Genomic DNA, 23,960 nt, shown 5'->3' with positions numbered 1-23,960 from the left:
GGAATCACTTCTCCGCGATCAGCGGGTCGACCATCTTGCGCAGCTCGGTCTCGCTGAGCGGGGTGAGCGCGCGCGCCGCGATCCGGCCCTTGCGGTCGATCGCGATGGTGGTGGGGATCGCCTGCGGGTTCAGGCTGCCCTTGGGGAAGCGCAGCATCTGCTTGCCCATCGGGTCGTACAGGCTCGGGTACGGGACCTTGTGCTGCTCCTCGAAGCTGACCGCCTGGGTCTTCTTGGAGTCCCGGGTGTTGATCCCGAGGAACTGCACGCCCTTGTCCTTGGTCTCGTTCGCGACCTTGGCGAAGTTCGGGGCCTCGGCGATGCAGGGCGCGCACCAGGAGCCCCAGATGTTGAGGACGACGACCTTGCCCTTGTAGTCGGCGATGTCGAGGTGCTTGCCCTTGGTGGATTCGCCCGAGATGTCGGGCACCGGCTGCCGGTCGGCCGGCTTCACGGTGTCCACGCCGTCCTTGCCCTGCACGAACTTCGTCTGCTCCGAGCCCCCTGACGTGCCGCCCGACCCGCAGGCGCTCAGCAGCACGGCGGCGACCGCGGCTCCGGCGGCCGGCAGGAGCATACGGCGACGGGTGACGCGGCGGCGGGGGACGCGGCAGGCACTCATGTGAAAAGTTTCGCATGGGCCCATTACGGATCTTCCGCACCCCCCTCGTCGGGCGGTTCAGCCCCCCAGGTACCGCCGCCAGCCGCCCTTCGGCCGCTCGCCGACGTCCAGCCGCTGGAGCCGGGCCAGCACCTTCGGGTCCTGCACGGCCAGCCAGTCGGTGAACTGCTTGAAGGACACCAGCCGCACGTCCCGGTGCTTCTCGTCCGCGATGTGCTTGAACGCTTCCTCGACGGCGTCCATGTAGATCCCGCCGTTCCACTCCTCGAAGTGGTTGCCGATGAAGAAGGGGGCGCGGTTGGTCTCGTACGCGCGCCGGAAGCCCGAGATGTACGCGTCCGTGGCCTGCCGGCGCCAGCCCGGGTAGTTCGCCTTCGGGGCCCGGGTGGAGTTCCCGGACTGGTTCGCCAGGACGTTGTAATCCATGGAGAGCACTTCGAAGGAGTGGCCCGGGAACGGGATCTGCTGGAGCGGGAAGTCCCAGATGCCGCACTTCTTCGTGGGCCAGGTCTGGCGGCCGCCGGGCGAGCTGGCGTCGTAGCGCCAGCCCAGCTCGCGGGCGGTGGGCAGCAGATTGTCCTGGCCGAGCAGGCAGGGGGTGCGGCCGCCGACGAGTTCCTTCTTGTAGTCGAAGGGCAGCGGCTCGACGTCGGTGAAGCCGGTGTGCGTCCGCCACTTCGTGACGAAGTCGGTGGCCTGGTCGATCTCGGAGCGCCACTGCGCCGGGGTCCAGTGGGCGACCGAGCCGGAGCCGGCGCAGAAGTGGCCGTTGAAGTGGGTGCCTATCTCGTGCCCTTCGAGCCAGGCCGCGCGGATGTTCCGCAGCGTCTCCTTGATGTGCGCGTCGGTGAGATAGCCGATGTCGGAGGCGCCGACCGGATTGTTCGGCGGGCGGTAGAGCGACTTCTTGGCCTCCGGCAGGCAGTACAGCCCGGAGAGGAAGAACGTCATCGACGCGCCGTGGTCCTTGGCGAGGCGGCGGAAGCGGGGGAAGAGGCCGTTGCCGACCTCGCCCGCGCCGTCCCAGGAGAAGACGACGAACTGAGGCGGGGTCTGCCCGGGCTCCAGCGGCTCGGGCTTCGGTGGCTGGTGGGGCTGCGGGCCGGTCTCGGCAGTGGAGCCGTCACCGATCGGCTTCGGACGGGCCTGGACGGTGGCCTTCCCTGCGGCGTCGCCGGGCCGGGCCGTGCCGCAGCCCGCGAGCCCGATCGCGGCGGCCGCCCCCACTCCGATGCCCAGCAGGTTCCGCCGACTGATCGCGCTCATACCGTTCCCGTTCACCCTTGCCGTGCCAAAGCCCGTATATACGGACATGGGGTAAGAGGGCGGGACAGGAGCCGGGGTTCCGGCGCGAGCGCATATATCTACGGCGGTACGTACGGACAGCTCTCTGTCCGTACGTACCGCCGCAGGGGAATCAGGCGCCGGCCGCCTTGGGCTGGCCCTTCACGGCGCCCTTGCCGAACCGGGGCTGGGCCCCGGCCCGCAGATGCTCGGGCACGAGGTCGAGCGCGGGCTCGCTGTAGCCGACCGACACGATCCGGTCGCCGTGGAAGGTGAAGGACGTCAGCGAGGCCAGCGTGCACTGCCGCTTGCGCGGGTCGTGCCACAGCCGGCGCCGCTCGGCGAAGCTGCGCACGATCCAGATCGGGAGCTGGTGGCTGACCGCGACAGCCTCGTGGCCGCGCGCCGCGTCCCGGGCCGTGCCGAGCGCCGCCATCATCCGGACGACCTGCTCGATGTACGGCTCGCCCCAGGACGGCCGGAACGGGTTGGTGAGGTACTTCCAGTTCCCCGGCCGCTTGAGCGCGCCGTCCCCGACGCCGAAGGTCTTGCCCTCGAAGATGTTCCCGGCCTCGATGAGCCGCCCGTCGGTCGCGACGTCCAGCCCGTGCGCCTTGCCGATCGGCGTGGCCGTCTCCTGCGCCCGCTCCAGCGGGGAGGCGACGACATGCGTGATGTCGCGGTCGGCGAGGTGCTCGGCTACCCGGTCGGCCATCTGCCGGCCGAGCTCGGAGAGGTGGTACCCGGGGCGCCGCCCGTAGAGGACGCCGTCGGGGTTGTGCACCTCGCCGTGGCGCATCAGGTGGACGACGGTGATGTCGTCACCGCTGCCGCCGCTGCCGGTCGTGCCGCTCATGCGGTGGCCTCGGCGGCGGCCCGCGCGGCGGCCGGCAGCGCGGCCGCGATCCGCTCGACGGCCTGCGTGTCGTGCGCGGTGGAGACGAACCACGACTCGAAGGCGGACGGCGGGAGGTAGACGCCCTGGGAGAGCATCGAGTGGAAGAAGGGCGTGAAGCGGAAGGACTCCTGCGCCTTGGCCTTCTCGTAGTCGGTGACGTCCTGGTCGGTGAAGAAGACCGAGAACATGTTGCCCGCGACCTGCAGGCGGTGCGCCACGCCCTCCTTGGTCAGCGCCTCGGAGACCAGCCCGCGCAGCTCCGCGGAGACCGCGTCGACCTGCTCGTACGCGGCGTCGTCCAGCAGCCGGAGCTGCGTGACGCCGGCGGCGGTGGCGATCGGGTTACCGGAGAGGGTGCCCGCCTGGTAGACGGGGCCGGCCGGGGCGAGGTGGGCCATGACGTCGGCGCGGCCGCCGAACGCCGCGGCCGGGAAGCCGCCGCCCATGACCTTGCCGAACGTCATCAGGTCCGGGGTGACCCCGTCGATGCCGTACCAGCCGGCCTTGCTCACCCGGAAGCCGGTCATGACCTCGTCGGAGATGTAGAGCGCGCCGTTCGCGGAGCAGAGGTCCTTCAGGCCCTGGTTGAAGCCGGGGAGCGGCGGGACGACGCCCATGTTGCCGGGCGACGCCTCAGTGATCACACAGGCGATCTGGCCCTCGTGCGCGGCGAACGCGGCGCGCACGGCCTCGATGTCGTTGTACGGCAGCACGATCGTGTCGCCGGCCTGCGCGCCGGTGACGCCCGGCGTGTCGGGCAGCCCGAAGGTCGCCACGCCCGAACCGGCCGCGGCCAGCAGGGCGTCCACGTGCCCGTGGTAGCAGCCGGCGAACTTGATCACCTTGGGGCGGCCGGTGAAGCCGCGGGCCAGCCGGATCGCCGACATGGTGGCCTCGGTACCGGAGGAGACCAGGCGGACCTGCTCGACCGGCTCGATCCGGTTCACGATCTCCTCGGCGAGTTCGACCTCGCCGGCGCCCGGCGTGCCGAAGGACAGGCCGCGTGCGACGGCGTCCTGCACGGCCGCGAGGACCTGCGGGTGGGAGTGGCCGAGGATCATCGGTCCCCACGAGCACACGAGGTCGACGTACTCACGACCGTCGGCATCGGTGAGGTACGGACCGGTACCGGACACCATGAACCGGGGCGTACCGCCCACGGCGCGGAACGCGCGCACGGGAGAGTTCACGCCGCCGGGCGTCACGACGGCCGCGCGGTCGAAGAGCGTCTGCGAAACTGGGGCATCGTACGAGTGAGTCACGCAAGCAATGGTCTCAGAGGCGCACGGGGGCGCGCGGCCGGGCGTTTCACACGCCGGTGACGGGGGAGGTCTCTGAGACGATGATCGGGTTGCGCGGCTGAGGCTGCGAGTGGTCGGGTGGAGATATGCATCGCGGTGGCGAACTGGGCGAAGGGACCGATGACCGGGGCCCGGAGCGCGCCCGGCGCGGACGCCACCGCCGAGCGGAGTACAGCGGCGAGCAGGACCGTGCGGAGCACAGCGGCGCCGGGCAGGTCGGCCCGGGGAACAACAGCGGGACCAGCAGCAGAGGCGGGCGCATGGGGGTGACGTACAAGTACTTCGGCGCTCCCGACGGCGCCACCGCGGCCCGGGTACCGATCTCGATGCGCCCCGAAGAGCTGGGCGGCGACGAGCTCGGCATGGGCGGGATGTTCACGAAGATCAAGCCGGAGACCATGGCGGCGATGGTGCTGACCGGCATAGAGGGCATACCGCTGTCCAAGGTCCCCCCGCTGGAACTGGTCGTCCTGCACCCCGACTACGCCGTGGTGAAGCTCCCGATGACGGTCGTCGACCCGCTGCGCGGCGTCGGCGAGGAGTCCGTGGGCGCCGCCGCCTTCATCTGGTCCACCGTCCCCGACCGCGGCGGCCCGCGCGACGCCTTCGCCGTCTACCGGCTCCTCCATGAATGGCAGGACTTCAGCCACCGTCTGCACGAGGCCGGACATCAGGCGTACTGCCTGGTGTGGCCCTGACGGACGACGGAGGGCCGGCCCCGCCGGACGGCGTATCCGAACCGGTACTCCCCGACGGCGCCGGTACGCGTCCCCTCCGCTCGCCCCTCCCACGGGCGCAGGAGACTAGGCTCGCAGGTGTGACGGCACACACGCCCGCGCCGGACCACGGCCACTCCGCACCGGACAACTTCGCCATCGTGGCGGTCGCCTCCTCGGCCGGCGGCATCCACGGACTGAGCGTGCTCCTGGAGACGCTGGGGGACGGACTTTCCGTCCCGCTCCTCATCGTGCAGCACCTCGACCCCCGCCACGGCACCGTGATCGCCGACGTCCTCGCGCGGCGCACCCCGCTCAGGACCAAGCTGGCGCAGGACGGGGAACAGGCACGTCCCGGCGTGGTGTACATCGCCCCGCCCAACCACCACCTCCTCGTCGACGCCGACGGCGTCCTGACGCTCTCCAGCAGCGAGCTGGTGCACTTCGTGCGCCCCTCTGCCGACCTCCTCTTCGAATCCCTGGCGGGCGCCTACGGCCCCCGCGCCATCGCCTGCGTCCTGACCGGCTCCGGCTTCGACGGCGCGATGGGCGTCGACGCCGTGAAGTCGCGAGGTGGCACCGTCATCGCCGAAGATCCCCGCACGGCAGAATTCCGGGGCATGCCGGAGGCGGCCGTGGAAACAGGGGCTGTGGACTTCGTGCTGCCCCTGGAAGAAATCGCCGCGGTGATCCGTGGCCTGGTCGAGACCAAGAGGCAATGATGGGTGACGTACGGGAAGCCGAGTCCGACGAGGAGCTGGAGGCGCTGCTCGGCTTTCTCAGAGACACCCGGGGGTTCGACTTCACCGGCTACAAGAGATCGTCCCTGGGCCGCCGCATCCGGAAGCGGATGGCGGACGTGAACGTCGAGTCCTACACCGACTACCGGGACCTGCTGGAGATCAGCGCGGACGAATTCGGCGCGCTCTTCAACACGATCCTGATCAACGTCACCTCCTACTTCCGCGACCCCGACGCCTGGGCCTTCCTCCAGCGCGAGGTGCTGCCCGAACTGCTCGCGCAGGGGGACCCCGAGGAGGAGATCCGGGTGTGGAGCGCGGGCTGCTCCAGCGGCGAGGAGGCGTACTCCCTCGCGGTCATGTTCGCCGAGGCGCTCGGCATCGAGGAGTGCCTGAACCGCGTCAAGATCTACGCCACGGACGTCGACGAAGAGGCGCTGCGCGACGCGCGCTCCGGGCTCTACACGGCGAAGGCGCTCGAGGGGCTGCCGGCGGAGCTGCGGGAGAAGTACTTCGACCAGAACGGCACGCAGTTCAGCTTCCGCGCCGACCTGCGCCGCCGGGTGATCTTCGGCCGGCACGACATCACCCGCGACGCCCCGATCTCCCGCCTGGACCTGCTGGTCTGCCGCAACACGCTGATGTACTTCAACGTCGAGGCGCAGACCCAGATCGTCGACCGCTTCCACTTCGCGCTGCGTCCGGGCGGCTTCCTCTTCCTGGGGAAGGCGGAGATGCTGCTGAACGACACCGAGCGGTTCGATGTCATGAACATGCGCCAGCGGGTCTTCCGGCGCCGTCCGGGCGAGTCGGGCCCGCCGTACAACCCCGCCCCCGTGAAGATCCGCGCGGGCGGCCACAACGAGATCCACTCCCTCGCCCGCAACCGCCAGCTCCGCGACCTGATCCTGGACGCCGCGCCCTTCCCGTCGGTCGCCGTCGACACCGACGGCACCGTGGTGATGATCAACAATCAGGCGCGCGCCCAGTTCTCCCTCACCGCGGGCGACATCGGCCGCCCGTTCCAGGACCTGGAGATCTCCTACCGCCCGGTCGAGCTGCGCTCCCTGATCGAACAGGCCGTGCACGAGCGGCGGACCCTGCGGGTCAACGGCGCCGAGCGGCGGACCGGCGAGGAGATGCAGTACTACGACATCCTCATCCAGCCGTTGATGTCCGCGAACGGGACGACCGCCGCCACGAGCATCACGTTCACCGACGTCACCGTGGCCACGCAGCTCCGGTCGGAGGTGAAACGGGTGCGGGAGGACCTGGAGACCGCGTACGAAGAGCTGCAGTCGACCAACGAGGAGCTGGAGACGACGAACGAGGAACTCCAGTCCAGCATCGAGGAGCTGGAGACCACCAACGAGGAACTCCAGTCGACCAACGAAGAACTGGAGACGACGAACGAGGAACTCCAGTCGGGCAACGAGGAACTGGAGACCATGAATGAGGAGATGCGCATCCGCACCGAGGAGCTGGACGAGGCCCGCTCGTTCCTCGAAGCGGTCCTGACCAGCGTCGCGGCCGGTGTGGTGGTCCTGGACCGGGAGGCCCGGGTCAAGAGCTGGAACCGCGGCGCCGCCGAGCTGTGGGGGCTGCGCTCGGACGAGGTCGTCGAAGAACCGTTCTTCTCACTGGACTTCGGGCTGCCCGCCGATCAGCTGCGGGACATGGTGCAGAAGTGCCTGGACAAGGGCCTGCGTACGGGGCCCGTCGGCATCCCGGCCGTGAACCGCATCGGCCGGGCCATCCACTGCACGGTGGTGTGCTCGCCGTTCGACGGGTACAACGGCGGCGTCGTGCTGTTGATGGAAGAAGTGCCCGATGCACAGGCCGATGGCGGAAAGCCCGCGTAGGCTGCCCGTATGGAAACCCGGGGCCCGTCGGGAAAGGCGGCGGCCGCACGGCGTCGTGCGGCCGGGGCGCACCGACGCGCGGACCGCGCCGAGGCGCTGGCCGCCCAGCAGGAGCACTTCGCGGAGCAGACCGGTCAGCCGATCCATCTCCGGATCGCGGCCACCCACCGCAAGGCAGCCGCCAGCCACCGCTCCTCCGCCCATCTCCAAGAGGCGTACGCGCACCGGCTGGAGAGCTGGCAGTCGCCGGCCGGCCCGCCGCCCCCGTTCATGAGCGTGGTCGCGGACGCCTGCGGCACGGGCAGCGCCGCCCTCGCCCTCCTAGGCTCCGACCACAGCCAGCTCGCGGTCGCCGCGTCCGATGACCCGTCACGTGCCGCGCAGGACCTGGAGTACGTCCTCGGCGAGGGCCCCTGCCGGGACGCCGCCGCCGGCCGCCGCCGGATCATCGCCGCCGGGCCCGCCATCGAGCGGCGCTGGCCCGGTTACGGTCCGGCGGTGACGGCACTGGGCTTCGGCGAGGTGGTCGCCGTACCCTTGGAGACTCCCGACGGCTGCCTGGGTTCACTGGCCGTCTTCGACCCCCGGCCCGGTATCGCCAGGTCCGCCGTCTTCACCGAGATCACCGATGCGCTGGTGCGCACCGTACTGCTCGGCCCGGACGCCGATCCGGAGCTCTACGGCAGCACGGACCACCGGGACACGGTGCACCAGGCGGCAGGCATGGTGTCCGTACAGGTCCCCTGTCCCGTCGAGGACGCACTTGCGCTGATCAAGGCAAAGGCATACGCCGACGGGGTACCCGTGAATGAAATGGCCCGGCGGATCGTGCACGGAAAGCTCCGTCTTGCCTGAGCGGCAAAGATGGCGCAAGGTTCGCGGAGCGCTGCGACTCGCCTGAAGGGGGCGTGATGACGACACCGGCACAGCAGATCGCCGACGTGTTCGTGGAACTGTCCGGAGGTACCGCGGGCACGCCCTTGGAGGTCCCCGAGCTGCTGGCCACGCTGGCACGGTGCAGTCCAGGGCTCTTGGGCGTGCGCGCCGCCGGCACGGTGGTGGCCCTCGACGACCGGGCTGAACCGCAAGTGGCCGGCTCCGAGGACGGCGCACAGTTGCTGAAGCAGGCAGCGCTGAAGTGGGGCGAGGGTCCGGGCACGGACAGCCGGCGCAGCGGGCGGCCGGTCCCCTGCATCGCGTTCGACGGCCAGGTGGCCAGGCAGCGCTGGCCTCGGTACGCGCCGCGGGCGCTGGAGCTGGGGTACACCCGCGCCACCGCCTTCCCGCTGCGGACCGGTGAGCGGTCCGTGGGCGCGCTCGTCCTGCTGGGATCCGCGGCGGACGCCCCGGTGTCCGAGGAGAAGGCGGCGCTCGCCCAGTCCCTCGCGGACTTCGCCGCGCTGACCCTGATGCGCGACCACGAACTGCACGCGAGCCGGGCGCTGAGCTCGCAGCTCGAGTACGCGCTGAACAGCCGGGTGATCATCGAGCAGGCCAAGGGCGTGCTCGCCAACCGTCACTCGCTCACCGTTGACCGCGCCTTCGCCCTGCTGCGCGGCCACGCCCGCGCGCAGCGCCGGCTGCTGTCCGATGTGGCCCACGACGTGGTCGAGGGCCGGCTCGACCTGGGCTGATCCCACTCCCTGCCCTCGGGCGCGCACCCGTGCGTCTCGTCAACTTCTACACCCGTGTAGATTTCAGCTCCGTGGCGCGCCGACGCGCGGCGGACGAGAAACGACGAAGGACGACGAGGAGCAGCACATGGCCCTGTGGGACCGGATCAAGGACTCCGCCCAGACGATGCAGACGCAGCTCACGGCGAAGAAGAACGACCTGAAGAGCGGCGCCTTCCGGGACGCGAGCATGGCGATGTGCGCCTTGGTGGCCGCGGCGGACGGCAGCGTCGACGCCTCCGAACGCCGTCGCGTCGCCCAGCTGATCATGTCGAACGACGTGCTGCAGAACTTCCCGGCCGACGATCTGCAGCGCCGCTTCGACGGTTACCTCGACAAGCTCATCGCCGACTTCGACTTCGGCAGGGTCGGCGTGCTCCAGGAGATCGGCAAGGTGAAGAAGAAGCCGGCCGAGGCGCGCGCCGTCATCCAGATCGGCATCGTCATCGGCGGCGCGGACGGCGACTTCGACAAGTCCGAGCAGGCCGTCGTGCGCGACGTCTGCTTCGCGCTGGACATCCCGCCGGCCGAGTTCGACCTGTAAGAGCGGCGTTCCGGACTCCGCCCGCGGCGCTCAGCCGCGGGCCCCGCCCTCGTCTGCCGCACGGGAAGGCGCCTCGTCCGTGCGGGAGTTGATCACGTCGCCGGGCCGCGCCTTGATCACGCGCGGGGGCGGACCGTCGTCGTCCGGGTGGACCCCGTCCTTCATCGCCCTGGTCTCGCTCTTCAGGATGCGGGTCGCCTTGCCGGCCGACCGCACGAGATCGGGCAGCCGCTTGGCCGCGAGCACCACGATGACAACGATGAGGAGCAGCGCGATCTCACTGATCCCGAACATCCCCGGTCCTCTCTTCCCCCTCCGCACGGAGGGCCCCATGAGCGTACTGGCCGGCGGCACGGCCCGGAATCGGGCCCGCCGAAGTGCCGGCGTCCACCTCAGTACGATGGCCGCCCCACGGACCGTACGGCCATCACGCGTACGGGCGGGGCAGCGGAGGGAGACGGCGGAGTGGACCGCGGAGCGGACCGGCGAGCGGGCGAGGGGCGGCACGACCCCCGCGGACGCCGGCGCGGCCAGGGCGAGCTGGAGGCACAGGTCCTGTCGGTACTGCGGCTCTCCTCGGGCCCGGCGACCGCGGCCTGGGTGCAGAAACGTCTCGACGGCGACCTCGCCTACACCACCGTCATGACCATCCTCTCCCGGCTGCTGGCCAAGGGTGCCGTCACCCGCGAACGCCTGGGCCGCGCCTTCGTGTGGCAGGCCGCGTCCGACGAGGCGGGGCTCGCCGCGCTGCGCATGCGCCGGGTACTGGACGCCGAGGCCGACCGGGAAGCGGTGCTGGCCAGCTTTGTCACGGCCCTCTCCCCCGACGACGAGCGCCTGCTGCGCGGCCTGCTCCACGAGGCGGAGGACGCCGACGGCCCCGCGGCCGAGGGCTGACCCGTGGGCGTGTTCGTCTTCCTGCCCCTGGTGCTCCCGCTGACCGCGTGGCCGGTGGCGCGCCTGGCCGAACAGCATCTGCACCCGCGCAGCGCCACCCGCCTGCTGGCCGGCGTGGCGGCCGTACTGGCCGTGTGCAGCACCCTCTGCCTCGGCCTGATCATGGTCGTCGGCACCGCCCAGCTCCCCGGCAACCCACTGCCGGACGGCTGGTCCGACCCGGAGGTCCGCGCGGCGGTCCCGTACGACGAGATCGCGGGCAGGGCGGCGATCCCCGCGCTGGCCGCGGTGGCCGTCGCGGGCGTCCGTACGCTCCGGCGCCATCTGCGCGTACGGCGCCGGGCGGCCCGCGCGCTGGCCGGACTGCCGGGCTCGCGGGTCGCGGTCCTGCCGGACGGCGCGCCGTACGCGTACGCGCTGCCGGCCCGGCGGCCCCGGCCGGGCCGGATCGTGGTCTCCACCGCGATGCTGGCGCAACTGGACTCGCCCGAGCGGCGGGCCCTGTTCGCGCACGAGCGCGCGCATCTGGCGGGCCGTCACCACCGTTACCTGCTGGCCGTCCAGCTCGCGGCCCGCGCCAATCCGTTCCTGCTTCCGCTGCGCACGGCCACGGAGTTCTGCACCGAACGCTGGGCGGACGAGGAGGCGGCGCAGGCGGTCGGCGACCGCCGGGTGACGGCGCGCGCGGTGGGCAAGGCGGCGCTCATCACCCGGCACGCGCCGATGGCGGGGCTGGCGTCGTTCGCGGCTCCAGGGCCCGTACCGCGCCGGGTGGCGGCGCTGCTGCGGTCCGGGCCGCCGGTACGCGGCTGGCCGCCGGCGCTCACCCCGGCCGGCATCGCCACCCTCGTCGCGGCGGCGGGCACCCTCGCCTCGGCCCTCTCCTCCGTCAACGCCACCGTCGCCCTCTTCCTCGTCCTGCAGGCGGCGACACCGCTCTAGACGGGGCCCCTCAGGGGCGTTCCGCCATCAGATACCGCTGCACCGTCGGCGCCAGCCAGGCGACGACCTCGTCGTGGCCGAGCCCCGCGGCAGGCGGGATGCGCACGACGTAACGGGCCATCGCCATGCCGATGATCTGCGAGCCGATCAGCGCGGCCCGCACCGGCGCCTCGTCCGGCACCGGGCAGACCGCCGCGATCACCGGCGCGAGCTGGTCGCGGAAGACCGCCCGCAGCCGCTCGGCGCCCGCCTCCACGGTCACGGCGACCCGCACCATCCCCGTCAGCCGCTCGTCGTGCTCCCAGACGTCCAGGAAGTGGCGCACCAGCCGCTCGCCCAGCCCGTCGCGGTCCACCGCGGTCAGGTCCGGCATCCGCAGGTCGATCTCGGTGGCGGCGACGAACAGGCCCTCCTTGTTGCCGTAGTAGCGCATGACCATGGACGGGTCGATGCCCGCGTCCCTGGCGATGGCCCGGATGGTCGCGCGCTCGTAGCCGTCGGCGGCGAAGCGGTCGCGCGCCGCGGTGAGGATCGCGGCCCGGGTCGCATCGGAGCGGCGGGGGCGGGCCAGGGTCCCGGAAGGGGAATCGGAGGGGGCTCTGTCAGCCATGCCAACAATCGTAGGCCAACACCTGTTGACATGCCAGGGGAGCCGCCCTACGTTGCCCATAAGCGGCCAACAAGCGTTGACCAACACCCGTTGGCAAAGGAGGCGGCCATGAACCGCGAGCCCCGCACCACCGCCCGCACCACCGCCCGCGCGGCGACCCCGCACCCCACCTCCGACGTCCTGGTCGTCGGCGCCGGGCCCACCGGCCTCCTGCTCGCCGGCGACCTCGCCGAGGCCGGCCTCGACGTCACCCTGCTGGAGCGCCGCGCCCCCGGGATCAGCAACCTCACCCGCTCCCTGGTCGTGCACGCCCGCACCCTCGAACAGTTCGACGCCCGCGGCCTCGCCGAGGAAGTGATCGACACGGGCCACCCGGTGACCTCGCTCCAGCTCTTCGCCGATGTCGCGATCGACCCGACCGAGCTGCCCACCCGCTTCCCGTTCATCCTGGTCACCCCGCAGTTCGAGGTCGAACGGGTGCTGGAGGAGCGGGCCCGCAAGGCCGGCGTGACCTTCGCGTACGGCCACGAGCTCACCGGTGTCGACCAGGACGCCGACGGCATCACGGCCACGGTCCGCACCGAAGACGGCGGCACGGCCGGCCACCGCGCGTCCTACCTGGTCGGCACCGACGGCGTGCACAGCGGCGTCCGCCGGGCGCTCGGCCTGCCGTTCCCCGGCAAGGCCGTCATCCGGTCCGTCGTCCTCGCCGACGTACAGCTCACCGACAAGCCGGACGCGCCGCTCGTCGCCAAGGCCACCGGCGACGCCTTCGCCCTCATCGCGGGCTTCGGCGACGGCTGGTACCGGGTGATCGCCTGGCACCGCCACCGGCAGGCCGACGACAAGGCGCCGGTCGATCTGGCGGAGGTCCGCGAGCTCACCCGGCTCGCCCACGGCACCGACTACGGCATCCAGGAAGCCCGCTGGATGTCCCGCTTCCACAGCGATGAGCGGCAGGTGCCGCAGTACCGCGTCGGCCGGGCCTTCCTCGCGGGCGACGCGGCCCACGTCCACTCCCCGGCCGGCGGCCAGGGCATGAACACCGGCCTGCAGGACGCCGCCAACCTGAGCTGGAAGCTCATCGCCGTACTGCGCGGCCGGGCCACCGACGCGCTGCTGGACAGCTACCACGCCGAACGCCACCCGGTGGGCCGCATGGTTCTGCGCTCCAGCGGCGCGCTCATCCGGTTCGCGCTGCTGCAGACCCGCGCGCAGCACGTGGCGCGGATGCTGGCCACACAGCTCATCAAGCGGGTACCGCCGGTGACCCACCGCGCGGTCTCGATGATCACCGGCATCGGCATCGCGTACGGACGCCACCGCGGCGACCACCCGCTGACGGGCCGGCGCGCGCCCGACATCCGGCTCGCGGACGGCAGCCGCCTCTACGAAGCGCTGCGCGGCAACCGCTTCGTCCTGATCACCCCCGCGTACGAGACGCCGGAGCTCGGCGGCCGGGACACGCGCCGCCTCGTGCACGGCACCTGGCGCGGCGACCGGCGCACCGCGCTGCTGGTCCGCCCGGACGGCTACATCGCCTGGGCCACCGACACCATGGACCGCGCGGCCCGCGCGGACGCCCTGGGCGCGGCCCTGCTGCGCTGGACGGGCCCTGCGGAGAAGGCACCGGCCACGACAGCGGCGCCGTAGGCTCCGCATACGCTGCCCGTATGCCGATCTTCCGCTCCGCCGTCCTCTTCGTCCTCGCCGCGCTCCTGGAGATCGGCGGCGCCTGGCTGGTCTGGCAGGGCGTACGGGAGAGCCGCGGCTGGATCTGGGCGGGCGCGGGCGTACTGGCCCTGGGCGCGTACGGCTTCGTCGCCACGCTCCAGCCGGACGCCGACTTCGGCCGCATCCTCGCCGCGTACGGGGGCGTCTTCGTCGCCGGCTCGCTGGTCTGGGGCATGGTCGCGGACGGCTACCGTCCCGACCGCTGGGACGTCACCGGCGCCCTGGTCTGCCTGGCCGGCATGGCCTTGATCATGTACGCGCCGCGGGGTCGGTGACGGACCGGCGGACCGCCCGGATTTCCGGCCCGGCCGCGCATATCCTGATCGCGTACCGCCCACTCGTACATTCGTACGCCCGTACGCCGAGGAGCACTCATGACCGCCGCCGCCCGTACCGCCGTCGTCACCGGAGCGAGCAGCGGCATCGGTGCCGCGACCGCCCGGCAGCTCGCCGAGGCCGGCTACCGAGTGATCCTCGCCGCCCGCCGCAAGGACCGCATCGAGGCGCTGGCCGCCGAGCTCCCGCACGCCGAGGCGTACGCCCTCGACGTCACCGACCGCGCCGCCGTCGACGCCTTCGCGGCCTCCCTGGACCGCTGCGACGTCCTGGTCGCCAACGCCGGCGGCGCGCTCGGCACCGACCCGGTGGCCACCGCCGACCCGGCCGACTGGCGCGCGATGTACGAGGTCAACGTCCTCGGCGTGCTCAACGTGGTGCAGGCGCTGCTGCCCGCGCTGACCGCCACCGGCGACGGCACGGTCGTCGTCCTCTCCTCGACCGCCGGGCACGGCACGTACGAGGGCGGCGGCGGTTACGTGGCCGCCAAGCACGGCGCCCACGTCCTCACCGAGACGCTCCGCCTGGAGCTGTGCGGGCAGCCGGTCCGTGTCATCGAGATCGCCCCCGGCATGGTGAAGACCGACGAATTCGCGCTCACCCGCTTCCGCGGCGACGAGTCCAGGGCCGCCAAGGTGTACGAGGGCGTCGCCGAGCCGCTGACCGCCGAGGACGTGGCCGAGACGATCTCCTGGGCGGTCACCCGCCCCGCCCACGTCAACATCGACCTCCTCGTCGTCCGCCCGCGCGCCCAGGCGTCCAACACGAAGGTCCACCGCGAGTCCTGACCGGTCCGTACTCCCAGGGAAGGAACACGCCATGCCCGCCACCCCCGCTGCCGTGACCGTCACCGCCTTCGACCACCTGGTCCTCAACGTCGCGGACGTCGAACGCGCGCTGGAGTTCTACTGCGGGCCGCTCGGCCTCGAACCGGTCCGGGTGGACGAATGGCGGGCCGGCGAGGTGCCGTTCCCGTCCGTCCGGGTGAGCCCGACGACCATCATCGACCTGGTACGGGCTCCCGACGACGCGTCCGGCTCCGGCCGGAACGTCGACCACCTCTGCCTGGTCGTCGCGCCCCTGGACTGGCAACAGGTCATCGACTCCGGGGTGTTCACCGTGCTCGACGGTCCCGGCAAGCGCTTCGGCGCCCGCGGCACCGCCGAGTCCCTCTACGTCCAGGACCCGGACGGCAACACCGTCGAGCTGCGCTGGTACCCGGCGGACGCGTAGGGCGACGGACCTTCACAAGATCCACAATGCTCACCCCACATGATTTTCCGCTCGGTGGGAACGCGGGCAGCGTGAGCACTTTCCGTATCCCCACCCCCCGTTTCCGCAGGCCCGGCAGGGCCTTCAAGCGTGCGGCCGTACTGGCCGCGGGCGCGGGCCTGTTGACCACCGGCCTGCTCGCCACCCCCGCCTCCGCCGCGATGGGCGACAACGTCGTGCACGGCCCCGCCGCCTGTGCCTTCTCCGAGGACCGCGGCACCGTCGCCCTCGGTGCGGCGGGCGACCAGGTCTCCCAGGTCCAGTGCCTGCTGGCCAACCGCCAGTACCTGGGCTGGAACAACCTCAGCGGCACCTTCGACGCCAACACCATGGCGGCCGTGGCCCACTTCCAGGCCGACCACGACCTCGTCCCGAACGGCGTGGTCAACCCCACCACCTGGCTCGCGCTGTACCAGGCGGGCGCCCCGGCCGGCCCGGTCCAGTCCCCCGGACAGCCCGCTCAGCCCGCCGCCTGATCCACGTCCCACCCGCCACACCGAAAGGGCCGGCCCCACCGGGGGCCGGCCCTTTCTCCCTTACCGCTACTCGCAGGAGCCGACAGTCGGCCCCATCGAGCGGGTGAGCGGTACGTGCCGAGCGGCGGCGGGGCGCATGCCGGTCAGACGGCTTCGGCTTCGAGGACCGAGGACAGGGCCTCGGTCGGCACGATGCGGTGGAGGCGGAAGCCGGCGGTGGCGAGCAGGTCCTCGAACTCGGCGGCGGTGCGTTCCCGCCCCTTGAGCGTCATCAGCATGACCATGTCCAGCGCCAGGGCCGGGTGCGGCGTCCCGTTGCCGGGCAGGACGGCGTCGATCACGAGCAGCCGGGTGCCCGGGACGACCGCGCGGCGGATCGTGTGCAGAATGCGCAAGCAGTCCTCGTCGGGCCAGTCGTGCAGGACGTTCTTGAGCAGGTACAGGTCGCCGCCCTCGGGCACGGTGGTGAAGAAGTCCCCGCCCTGCGTGCGCCAGCGGCCCCGCAGTTCGCCGGTGTCCAGGAGGTGGTCGGCCACCGTCTGCGGCTGGTCGAAGAGGATTCCGGTCAGGTCCGGGTGGGCGGTGAGCACCTCCCGGAGCAGCCCGCCGCGGCCGCCGCCGACGTCCACGACCGTGCCCTCCTCGGGGAACGGGCAGGCCCGGGTGAGCTGCTCGTTCACCCCGGTGGTCAGGGAGGTCATCGCGGCGTTGAACAGCCGGCTCTTGTCGGGCGTGGCGGCCAGGTGGTCGAAGAGCGGCCGGCCGTGGACGGCGTCGAAGCTGGGCTCGCCGGTCCGCAGGGTGCTTTCGATGCCTTCGGCGGAGCTGCGGAACATCTCGTCGGTGAACAGCAGCACCGCGGCGTGCTGGGAATCGGCGGCGTCCGTACGCAGCGCCTGACCGGCGTCGGTGAGGGCGAAGGCCCCGTCGGCGTCTTCCAGGAACAGGCCGCGGGCGGCCAGCAGCCGCAGCACCCGCCGCAGCGCCCCGGCATCCAGGCCGGCCTGCTCGGCCAGGTCCGCGACCGGGCGCGGCGTGTCAGCGACCTGGTCCGCGATGCCGTGCAGAGCGACGGCACGCAGCGCGGAGGCGTAGACGTGCCCGTACATCAGGTCGTGGAGCGGGGAGGAGGGGCGGTGGCTGTTGAGGTCTGCCGTCTGGGTGTCAGAGGTGACTGGCAAGGGTCTGCTCCTGTCGTCGGGACCCGGCGTTCGACCCTCCCATTGTCCCAAATTATGCAGGTCAGACCCGGTTTTACGGCTCCCGGCAAAGGACGTGGCGGGCCCTGCGAGCGACCGGGAGCACCTTCTTCGCCCCTCCCCCGCAACACCGTCCGAGAACGCCTGAGCGCGCCGCTCCCGCTCCGCCACGCCCCCTTCCCGGTCCACCCCGAAGCACCCTTTCCGAGCCCCTTCAGCCCGGGGCCTGTCGATCACGTACCGCCCAGGTCTTGTCGATCACGCACGGCTTCGGGGCGACCACCTGGTCCGGGTCCTACCCGCCCACGGCGTCGTCGCGGTCGTGAGCCGGGGGAAGCACCTCGTCGGCGCTGCGGGGTTCTTTGCGGGGCTGCTGATTCAGCTTGTGGCGCTCGATGGAGGACTGCCGGTAGACCTCCTTGCGGGCCCGCATGATGTTGCCCAGGGGCGCGTGCTCGGCGGTGACCCGCCAGGGCGTGAAGGACAGCGCGTCCATCTTCTCCAGGTTGTCCTGACCGGAGATGTCCTGCCGCGGCAACCGCAGCCTGGCCACCGTGACGAACGGCGACAGCTGCTCGGGCCACTCCACGGTGGTGTCCTCCACCGGCATCCGCTCCAGGTCGGTGCAGAGCTGCACCTGGATGTCGAAGGCGTAGGGCCGCTCCTGCAGCTCGGCCACCAGGGCCGGCCGGAAGACCTCCGGTGCCGAGGTCGCGTCGATGGCGCGCCGGTCCACCGCGGCCGCGCAGTGCGGGTCGGGGGCGATGCGCACCTTGGCGATGTGGTTTCCGTGCCGGACGGCGCCCATCGTCCAGTAGCTCGACAGCAGCACGTTGACCGGGGGGATCTTCGACAGGCGCAGGAAGGCCAGGAATTCGTCCCACGCCCAGTCCTCCTGGGCCAGCGTTCCCTTTCCGGTCACGAACTCGGCGAAGAACCGGTGCGCGCCGGGCCGGCCCTGCGAGAAGTAGTCCGGCGCGTTCAGGAACAGGTCCTGGATGAACAGGTAGTGCTCGACCGTGTTGCAGAAGAAGATCGGTGCGTTGATGTTGGCGTAGTCGAACGTGCCTGCGTCCGGTTCGTCCTCCAGCAGGGTCGGGCCCTTGATGTCGAAGATCTTCAGTGCCAGTCCGGTCGCGTTGCCCAGCCGGGCGTCGGCCCCGGCGTGGGGCGACCCGTTGGAGAAGCGGATGAGCGCGTCGTGGGTTCCCGGCGTCGCGTAGATGCCCTGGGCGTACTCGGGAGGAAGTCCGGTCAGGATCTCCACCTGCCCCCGGACCACCCCGTACCCCTTGGCGTGGGCGTCGCGGACGGCCCGGCCGGTGCCACCGGCCGTGACCGACTCGGCGATGAAGCGCCTGGTCTTGTCGATCACCGTCTGCAGGTGACGGTCGAAGTGCGGGTCCTCGTCCTCGACGTCCCGCGTGTAGGGAACGAACCGTGCTGCCATGACCTCGACCTCTTCTCGGAGACCGTGCCGGCGGGCTCGGGGAGCAGGACAGCCCCTCAGCCCTCCGGTTCGGCGAGCCAGCGCAGGGCGCGCAGACCCGGCAGGAAGCAGTACTCACCGCCTCGGGTGACCACGAAGCCGGGCAGGTTCTGCAGGCGGCGCCGGACCGGCTGCTCCGGGATGGTGGCGCTGCCGGTACCGCCGTGATGCCCGGCCACCGGGTCCTGCTCGCCGGGGTAACCGATGAAGTTGCCGTCGTTGACCCACTCGGTCTTGATGAACTCGAACTGCCGCTCAATGTGGGCCCCGATGAAGACGCCGATCAGCCCTCGGTCGGCGCCGTCGTCCTCGAGGACACCCTCCGGCAACGGCGGGCCGTAGGTGGTGCCGCGGCGGATGAGGCGGTGCATCCGCGCGTCGCCGATGATGGTGGCATCGCGGGGGTTGACCCGCCGGATGTGCGCGCCGGCGGGGCACCGGAAACCGCGATCGTCGTTCTCCCGGTACAGGAAGTCGTTGTTGCGGTGCGGGTCGTTGCCCAGCTCCGCGTCATCGTGCTCCGGAGACAGTGTCAACGGTGCCCCGCTGGGCCAGCGCCCGACCATCTTCGCCGCCAGCAGCGCCTCCTCCTGTTCGCTGGAGGTGTGCGCACGCAGGTACTGGCGCCAGGCCGCCACGTTGGTGTGCAGCTTGCGCACCGCCGCGTAGGTCCCATTGCGCCCCAGCACATCGGGGCTGGGCATGGGCGGCAGGTTGCCGGTTTCGTCGGGGTAGCCGAGAAGGAACTCGCCCGCCTTGAGGGGAGCCTCCTGGGAGTTGGAGCCGGGCAGCCCGAGGCCCTCGATATGCGGATGGCTGATGCCGTCGCGGAAGCCGAAGGTGGTGCGCCCGGTCGGGAGCTGGCGGACCTCCTGCTGCCAGGTCACGGTCACCCCGGGCGTCTCCTGGCAGGCGGCGCGGGCCCGCTCCAGTGCCTTCTCCAGCCGCGCCTCATCGGGGGAGAGGGCACTCAGCACGACATGCACATCGGCCGTACCGAACGGCGGCTCCCAATGGGCCGGGTCGCTCTCGCCCACGTCGCCGATCAGATGCGCACGCGCCGCCATGCCCTGACGGAACGCCCGCGGGAAGCTGTCCAACGACTCCTGGGGCACGCCCAGCGCCCGCAGGCCCTGGTAGGTGAACGCCACCGCCACCCAGGCGTCCTGATTCGGGTCCGCGCTGGGCAGACCGCCCTCGACCGACGGGAGCAGCCGCCGCAGCAGGGTGCGCCCGGCGTCGCGGTCATCGACACGCAGGAAGACGAACCTTCCCACGTACGGCACCGGCCGTGGATGCAACGCCCCGCTCTGGACGTCGTCGATCTCGACGTCCACTCCGGTCCCGCTCGTGCTTGCCGACGCGTTCATGTTCGCCTGCGCCTCCGCATCCGTCTCTGCCTGGACAGCCCCGCGTCGGCCGGCTCGCTCCGGCCGGCGCGGGGTCGGTCATGGGGCGGGTATCAGCGCTCGGCCTCCTCCATCAGCCTCCGGAAGGCGGGGCTGGCCAGCAGCTCCGCGTTGGCCGGGTTGTCCAGCGCCGCCCGGAACTCGGGGGTGTCCAGTACCGCCTGGAACGCCTCGCTCACGCGTTGGTCCTTCCAGATCTGCTGAACAGTCAGGTCGGGATAGGAGCTGACGAAGACTCCCGCGGGTGCCTGGTGGGCGAGGAACCAGTCCTTCACCCCCGGATCGGTGATGCCGGGGAACCCTTCGGTGTGCGAGAAGACCCTGTCGAAGCGTTCCCCGATCACCGTCTTGCCGAAGTCGTCGATGTAGGTGTCCCAGGAGCCGTCGAAGACACTGGCGAACATGTGCCGGGTGTCGTTGTCGAACATCACGTGGCGTGCGTCGTGCAGGGTGCCGATCTGCTCCAGCGCCCCACGGGCCTCCTTGTCGGCCGATCCGTCGGCCATCATGGCGAGGTCCCTGCGCAACGCGTCCGCATGGCCCGGCTTGATCTCGGTGAAGACGGTGAACTCGCTGCACACTCCGTCCTTCATGCCCGGGCGCTCGGGCTGGTCCGACGAGGTTGCATCTGACGTCGTAGCCATCGTGAGTCACTCCTGCCACGGATACGTCCGAGGGGCGCCAAGCGCGTCGGAGATGAGGCGCCATCGCCCTCTTGCCCCATTCTTAGCGCGCCGCCCGAGCCCGGACAGCTCGGAAAACCGGCCACCGCGGTACGGGTACGCGGTCGTTCCCACGCTGACTGCAGCGAACAGAGCGACCGCCGCCCGCACCGCGCAGGACACCGTTGTCCGCACTCCCGGCCGGTCGGCCGTACGCCATCGCCCCGGTGCGGGACTCCCGGGACAGGACTGTGCGGGTCAGGAGGTCAGGATGCCGATGCCGTCGCCGAACAGTTTCAGCCCGAGGACGAAGAACAGGACTGCCATCACGGCGGTGTTGTGCCGGACGGCCCAGTCCTTCCAGTTGCCGAGGGTGCGTCGGGCCCGTTCGCCCATCAACAGGAAGACCGCGAGGGGAACGAGCAGCCCGAGGGACCCGATGACCACGAACACGGCGAGCGATCCGACCTGCTGCCCGAGCGGAAGCCCGGACGCGCTGATCGTGGCACCGGCGGCGATGGTGAGCGGTGCGTTCTTGAGGTTGGCGGCCGACAGCGCCAGACCGAGGCCCAGGGTCTTGACCGGCGTGAAACGGTCGATGGCCGCCATCCACTTCGGAAGCTGCGCCTGCGAGGCATCGGCAGGACGCCGGCGCCACTGTCGTACGGCGAAGAGGACGAGCAGGACTCCCAGGCCGATTTTGAGGCCGCCCACCCAGGTGGCCGGCTGCTTGCCGGCGGCGGAACCGGCCGGTCCTCCGATCGCCAGCATCACCGCACCCAGTGCCGACAGACCCACCAGCCAGCCGATGGTGAACAGCGATCCGTTGAGCCGACCCCGTGGTGTGGCCAGGATCAGGATGATCGCGACGATCGGAAGCGGGCTGATGGCGACACCTGCCGCAAAGCCCAGCACATCACCGAGAGTTTGACCCATGGCGCCCTCCGGGCGGCGATGAGGAACACGTGTCGGCCAGGCAGGTCCCTCGGCCGCCGGAGGCACACGGACAGGCGCGGGTAACCTTCGGGCGGCCCGTACGAGCGTGAGCGCTCGTGCTGATGGCCGCCGACGTTGCCGAACCGATGGGCTGTCTTCGGCGTACGGCAGCCCTTGGCCGTGCCCATGGTGAGGTACGGGCAGCGGCCCCGCAAGGCCGCACGGCGAAGCGGACACGTGCAGCGCTGTCCCTCAGCCCTTCACACAGATGACCTGCTCGAGCTGTGAGGCCGGGGCCGCTGCCGGCTCAGTCGCGAGAACCGGCGAACACCGCTCGTTGCTCGTCCTGCCAGGTCCAGTCGCCCGGCCGGGAGAACGGAAGCCCACGGGCAAGGACGGAGAACTGCTCCGACGGGACGCGACTGGCCTTGTTGACCACGAGCACAGAGAGCATGGGAGCCCGCCCGTCCTCGTTGTCATACAGACAGACGTCCTTGAGGAGGTAGGACATGATCCCGTGATGCGGCGTGACACCAGTGAACCCGCGCGCCGTCAGCTCGGCGCTCAGGTCCCCGTAGGAGATGTCACGCGCCTGCCGGGCTCGCTCCCGCAAGATGTCAACAGCAGCCTGTACGGCGTCCTGATAGTCAGCGTCGGTTCGCTTCATGGCTGTCTCCAGTCGCAGCCGTCAGTAGGGCTACGCCAGAAGTGTGGCACCCCGGCACCATCGGCACGATTGATTGCCGGTATCCGCCCGCAGCAGTCACGCGGAGAGGTCCGGCCCCAACCTGCCACTCCGAGACGCCAGGGTCGTCATTCCGCCCGGTCGCCTGTACCGCTCCTGCGGCTGTACCGAGGTCCCGGCCTTCGGCCACTACGCCGACGACCCGCTCAGCGTCCACCTCGGTCGAGCACTGCCACCTCGGCCGACATCCACGACTTCTCTCCGGCAGGGCCAACAGGCCCTGGGCAGTTGATCGGCCACCCAGCTCGCCACGAAGCGCAGCCGGTCCCCATCGCTCCCTTGCTTACTTCGTCACAAGAAGCGCACCGAGCCCCGGACCGCATTCAGTCCGGGGCTCGTCGGTCACGTACAGCGCTGCCCCTCAGCCCTTCACGCAGATGACCTGCTTGAGCTTGGCGACGACCTGCACCAGGTCGCGCTGCTGGTCGATGACCTTCTCGATCGGCTTGTACGCGCCCGGGATCTCGTCCACGACGCCGGAGTCCTTACGGCACTCCACACCCCGCGTCTGCTCCTCCAGGTCCTTCGTGGAGAACCGCTTCTTCGCGGCATTACGGCTCATCTTCCGACCCGCCCCGTGCGACGCGGAGTTGAAGGACTTCTCGTTGCCGAGGCCCTTCACGATGTACGAGCCGGTCCCCATCGAGCCCGGGATGATCCCGTAATCCCCGCTCCCGGCCCGGATCGCGCCCTTCCGCGTCACGAGCAGGTCCATGCCGTCGTACCGCTCCTCGGCGACGTAGTTGTGGTGGCAGGAGATGACCGGTTCGAAGGTCGGGCGGGCCTTCTTGAATTCCTTGCGGACGATGTCCTGGAAGAGGGCCATCATGATCGCGCGGTTGTGCTTGGCGTACTCCTGCGCCCAGAAGAGGTCGTTGCGGTACGCCGCCATCTGCGGGGTGTCCGCGATGAAGACGGCGAGGTCGCGGTCGACCAGGCCCTGATTGTGCGGCAGCTTCTGGGCCTCGCCGATGTGGAAGTCGGCGAGCTCCTTGCCGATGTTCCGGGAGCCGGAGTGCAGCATCAGCCAGACGGCGTCGTCCTCGTCCAGGCAGAACTCGATGAAATGGTTGCCCGAACCGAGCGTGCCCATCTGCTTCGTTGCCCGGTCCTGGCGGAACTTGACCGCGTCGGCGATGCCGTCGAAGCGGGACCAGAAGTCGTCCCAGCCGGCCGTGCCGTAACCGTGCAGCCGGCCCGGGTCCACCGGGTCGTCGTGCATTCCGCGGCCGACCGGAATGGCCTGCTCGATCTTCGAGCGGAGGCGGGAGAGGTCGGCAGGAAGGTCGTTCGCCGTCAGGGAGGTCTTGACCGCGGACATGCCGCAGCCGATGTCGACGCCGACCGCCGCCGGACAGACCGCGCCGTGCATGGCGATGACCGACCCGACCGTCGCGCCCTTTCCGTAGTGCACGTCCGGCATCACGGCGAGGCCCTTGATCCACGGCAGCGTCGCCACATTGCGGAGCTGCTGCAGCGCGACACCCTCGACCGTGGCCGGGTCCGCCCACATGCGGATCGGGACCTGCGCGCCGGGCACTTCCACGTACGACATGACTTCCTCGTTCCCCCGATGAAATGGATAACGGCAAACGCCAACAAAAACCAGCAAA

26 protein-coding genes are annotated in these 23,960 nt (G+C 70.9%); 13 read left to right on the top strand and 13 right to left on the bottom strand.

The annotated features are described in order from the left end of the window. Positions 1-4 precede the first annotated feature (4 nt). From IG84_RS0102340 to hemL, 4 genes are all read right to left on the bottom strand, one after another. Positions 5-622 (bottom strand): TlpA family protein disulfide reductase, encoded by a 618-nt coding sequence (locus IG84_RS0102340; protein ID WP_031050711.1) that lies wholly within the window; start codon positions 620-622, stop codon positions 5-7. A gap of 57 nt (positions 623-679) precedes the next feature. Further along, the gene (locus IG84_RS0102335; protein WP_031050708.1) at positions 680-1,888 is read right to left on the bottom strand and encodes a polysaccharide deacetylase family protein; all 1,209 of its coding nucleotides are present in this window, start codon (positions 1,886-1,888) and stop codon (positions 680-682) included. Between the two features lie 151 nt (positions 1,889-2,039). Beyond that, complete coding sequence (locus tag IG84_RS0102330; protein ID WP_031050705.1) at positions 2,040-2,762, bottom strand: histidine phosphatase family protein; 723 nt, start codon at positions 2,760-2,762, stop codon at positions 2,040-2,042. After that, positions 2,759-4,066, bottom strand: coding sequence for a glutamate-1-semialdehyde 2,1-aminomutase (gene hemL, locus IG84_RS0102325; RefSeq protein ID WP_078648564.1), 1,308 nt, complete (start codon positions 4,064-4,066; stop codon positions 2,759-2,761). Before hemL ends, IG84_RS0102330 begins: the two co-directional genes overlap by 4 nt. Before the next feature lie 125 nt (positions 4,067-4,191). Between hemL and IG84_RS0102320 the strand changes: the two genes are divergently transcribed. From IG84_RS0102320 to IG84_RS0102295, 6 genes are all read left to right on the top strand, one after another. Continuing rightward, on the top strand, positions 4,192-4,803 hold the full coding sequence (locus tag IG84_RS0102320; protein ID WP_078648563.1) for a hypothetical protein: 612 nt from the start codon (positions 4,192-4,194) through the stop codon (positions 4,801-4,803). 119 nt (positions 4,804-4,922) lie between these two features. Then, positions 4,923-5,543: a chemotaxis protein CheB gene (locus IG84_RS0102315; protein WP_031050698.1), complete on the top strand. Its 621-nt coding sequence runs from the start codon at positions 4,923-4,925 to the stop codon at positions 5,541-5,543. Continuing rightward, a complete protein-coding gene (locus IG84_RS0102310) occupies positions 5,543-7,423 on the top strand; it encodes a CheR family methyltransferase (protein ID WP_031050695.1) in 1,881 nt (626 codons plus the stop codon). The genes IG84_RS0102315 and IG84_RS0102310 overlap by 1 nt, the downstream gene beginning before the upstream one ends. A gap of 9 nt (positions 7,424-7,432) precedes the next feature. Continuing rightward, a complete protein-coding gene (locus IG84_RS0102305) occupies positions 7,433-8,278 on the top strand; it encodes an ANTAR domain-containing protein (RefSeq protein ID WP_031050693.1) in 846 nt (281 codons plus the stop codon). A gap of 56 nt (positions 8,279-8,334) precedes the next feature. Next, positions 8,335-9,057, top strand: a complete 723-nt coding sequence (locus IG84_RS0102300; RefSeq protein ID WP_031050690.1) for a GAF and ANTAR domain-containing protein — start codon at positions 8,335-8,337, stop codon at positions 9,055-9,057. A gap of 127 nt (positions 9,058-9,184) precedes the next feature. Next, entirely contained in the window at positions 9,185-9,640 is a 456-nt protein-coding gene (locus tag IG84_RS0102295) for a tellurite resistance TerB family protein (protein WP_031050687.1), read from the top strand. Positions 9,641-9,670: 30 nt separating this feature from the next. On the opposite strand, the gene IG84_RS0102290 is transcribed toward IG84_RS0102295, so the two are convergent. Next, positions 9,671-9,934, bottom strand: coding sequence for a twin-arginine translocase TatA/TatE family subunit (locus IG84_RS0102290; RefSeq protein WP_037799095.1), 264 nt, complete (start codon positions 9,932-9,934; stop codon positions 9,671-9,673). Positions 9,935-10,105: 171 nt separating this feature from the next. Between IG84_RS0102290 and IG84_RS0102285 the strand changes: the two genes are divergently transcribed. After that, positions 10,106-10,537, top strand: a complete 432-nt coding sequence (locus IG84_RS0102285; RefSeq protein ID WP_031050684.1) for a BlaI/MecI/CopY family transcriptional regulator — start codon at positions 10,106-10,108, stop codon at positions 10,535-10,537. A gap of 3 nt (positions 10,538-10,540) precedes the next feature. Then, positions 10,541-11,479: a M56 family metallopeptidase gene (locus tag IG84_RS0102280; protein ID WP_031050682.1), complete on the top strand. Its 939-nt coding sequence runs from the start codon at positions 10,541-10,543 to the stop codon at positions 11,477-11,479. A gap of 10 nt (positions 11,480-11,489) precedes the next feature. Here IG84_RS0102280 and IG84_RS0102275 read toward each other — a convergent pair whose 3' ends face one another. Beyond that, complete coding sequence (locus tag IG84_RS0102275) at positions 11,490-12,089, bottom strand: TetR/AcrR family transcriptional regulator (RefSeq protein ID WP_051861298.1); 600 nt, start codon at positions 12,087-12,089, stop codon at positions 11,490-11,492. A 108-nt stretch (positions 12,090-12,197) separates the two neighbouring features. Between IG84_RS0102275 and IG84_RS0102270 the strand changes: the two genes are divergently transcribed. From IG84_RS0102270 to IG84_RS0102250, 5 genes are all read left to right on the top strand, one after another. Beyond that, positions 12,198-13,742 (top strand): FAD-dependent oxidoreductase, encoded by a 1,545-nt coding sequence (locus IG84_RS0102270; protein WP_037799092.1) that lies wholly within the window; start codon positions 12,198-12,200, stop codon positions 13,740-13,742. 20 nt (positions 13,743-13,762) lie between these two features. Next, on the top strand, positions 13,763-14,098 hold the full coding sequence (locus IG84_RS0102265; RefSeq protein WP_031050674.1) for a YnfA family protein: 336 nt from the start codon (positions 13,763-13,765) through the stop codon (positions 14,096-14,098). Between the two features lie 99 nt (positions 14,099-14,197). Then, positions 14,198-14,947: an SDR family NAD(P)-dependent oxidoreductase gene (locus tag IG84_RS0102260; RefSeq protein WP_031050671.1), complete on the top strand. Its 750-nt coding sequence runs from the start codon at positions 14,198-14,200 to the stop codon at positions 14,945-14,947. Positions 14,948-14,999: 52 nt separating this feature from the next. After that, the gene (locus tag IG84_RS0102255; RefSeq protein ID WP_031050668.1) at positions 15,000-15,392 is read left to right on the top strand and encodes a VOC family protein; all 393 of its coding nucleotides are present in this window, start codon (positions 15,000-15,002) and stop codon (positions 15,390-15,392) included. A 71-nt stretch (positions 15,393-15,463) separates the two neighbouring features. After that, complete coding sequence (locus tag IG84_RS0102250; RefSeq protein WP_245659200.1) at positions 15,464-15,907, top strand: peptidoglycan-binding domain-containing protein; 444 nt, start codon at positions 15,464-15,466, stop codon at positions 15,905-15,907. Between the two features lie 143 nt (positions 15,908-16,050). Here the strand turns inward: IG84_RS0102250 and IG84_RS0102245 are convergent, their stop codons facing one another. From IG84_RS0102245 to IG84_RS0102215, 7 genes are all read right to left on the bottom strand, one after another. Next, positions 16,051-17,088 (bottom strand): methyltransferase, encoded by a 1,038-nt coding sequence (locus IG84_RS0102245; protein WP_031050661.1) that lies wholly within the window; start codon positions 17,086-17,088, stop codon positions 16,051-16,053. 313 nt (positions 17,089-17,401) lie between these two features. Continuing rightward, a complete protein-coding gene (locus IG84_RS0102240; protein ID WP_031050658.1) occupies positions 17,402-18,556 on the bottom strand; it encodes a catalase family protein in 1,155 nt (384 codons plus the stop codon). Between the two features lie 56 nt (positions 18,557-18,612). Further along, the gene (locus IG84_RS0102235; RefSeq protein ID WP_051861297.1) at positions 18,613-19,965 is read right to left on the bottom strand and encodes a Dyp-type peroxidase; all 1,353 of its coding nucleotides are present in this window, start codon (positions 19,963-19,965) and stop codon (positions 18,613-18,615) included. Between the two features lie 92 nt (positions 19,966-20,057). After that, positions 20,058-20,648 carry a hypothetical protein gene (locus IG84_RS0102230; RefSeq protein WP_031050654.1) on the bottom strand — a complete coding sequence of 197 codons (591 nt, stop codon included), beginning with the start codon at positions 20,646-20,648 and terminating at the stop codon, positions 20,058-20,060. 276 nt (positions 20,649-20,924) lie between these two features. Further along, positions 20,925-21,602, bottom strand: coding sequence for a GAP family protein (locus tag IG84_RS0102225; protein ID WP_031050652.1), 678 nt, complete (start codon positions 21,600-21,602; stop codon positions 20,925-20,927). A gap of 307 nt (positions 21,603-21,909) precedes the next feature. Further along, a complete protein-coding gene (locus IG84_RS0102220; RefSeq protein ID WP_031050648.1) occupies positions 21,910-22,269 on the bottom strand; it encodes a hypothetical protein in 360 nt (119 codons plus the stop codon). Between the two features lie 439 nt (positions 22,270-22,708). Then, positions 22,709-23,902, bottom strand: a complete 1,194-nt coding sequence (locus IG84_RS0102215; protein ID WP_031050646.1) for an RtcB family protein — start codon at positions 23,900-23,902, stop codon at positions 22,709-22,711. Between the last annotated feature and the right edge of the window lie 58 nt (positions 23,903-23,960).

It is taken from the genome of Streptomyces ochraceiscleroticus (assembly GCF_000720485.1).
Lineage (GTDB): Bacteria > Actinomycetota > Actinomycetes > Streptomycetales > Streptomycetaceae > Streptomyces > Streptomyces ochraceiscleroticus.
The sequence above is the reverse complement of the archived record's forward strand: the minus strand, read 5'-3'. Positions and strand labels throughout refer to the sequence as shown.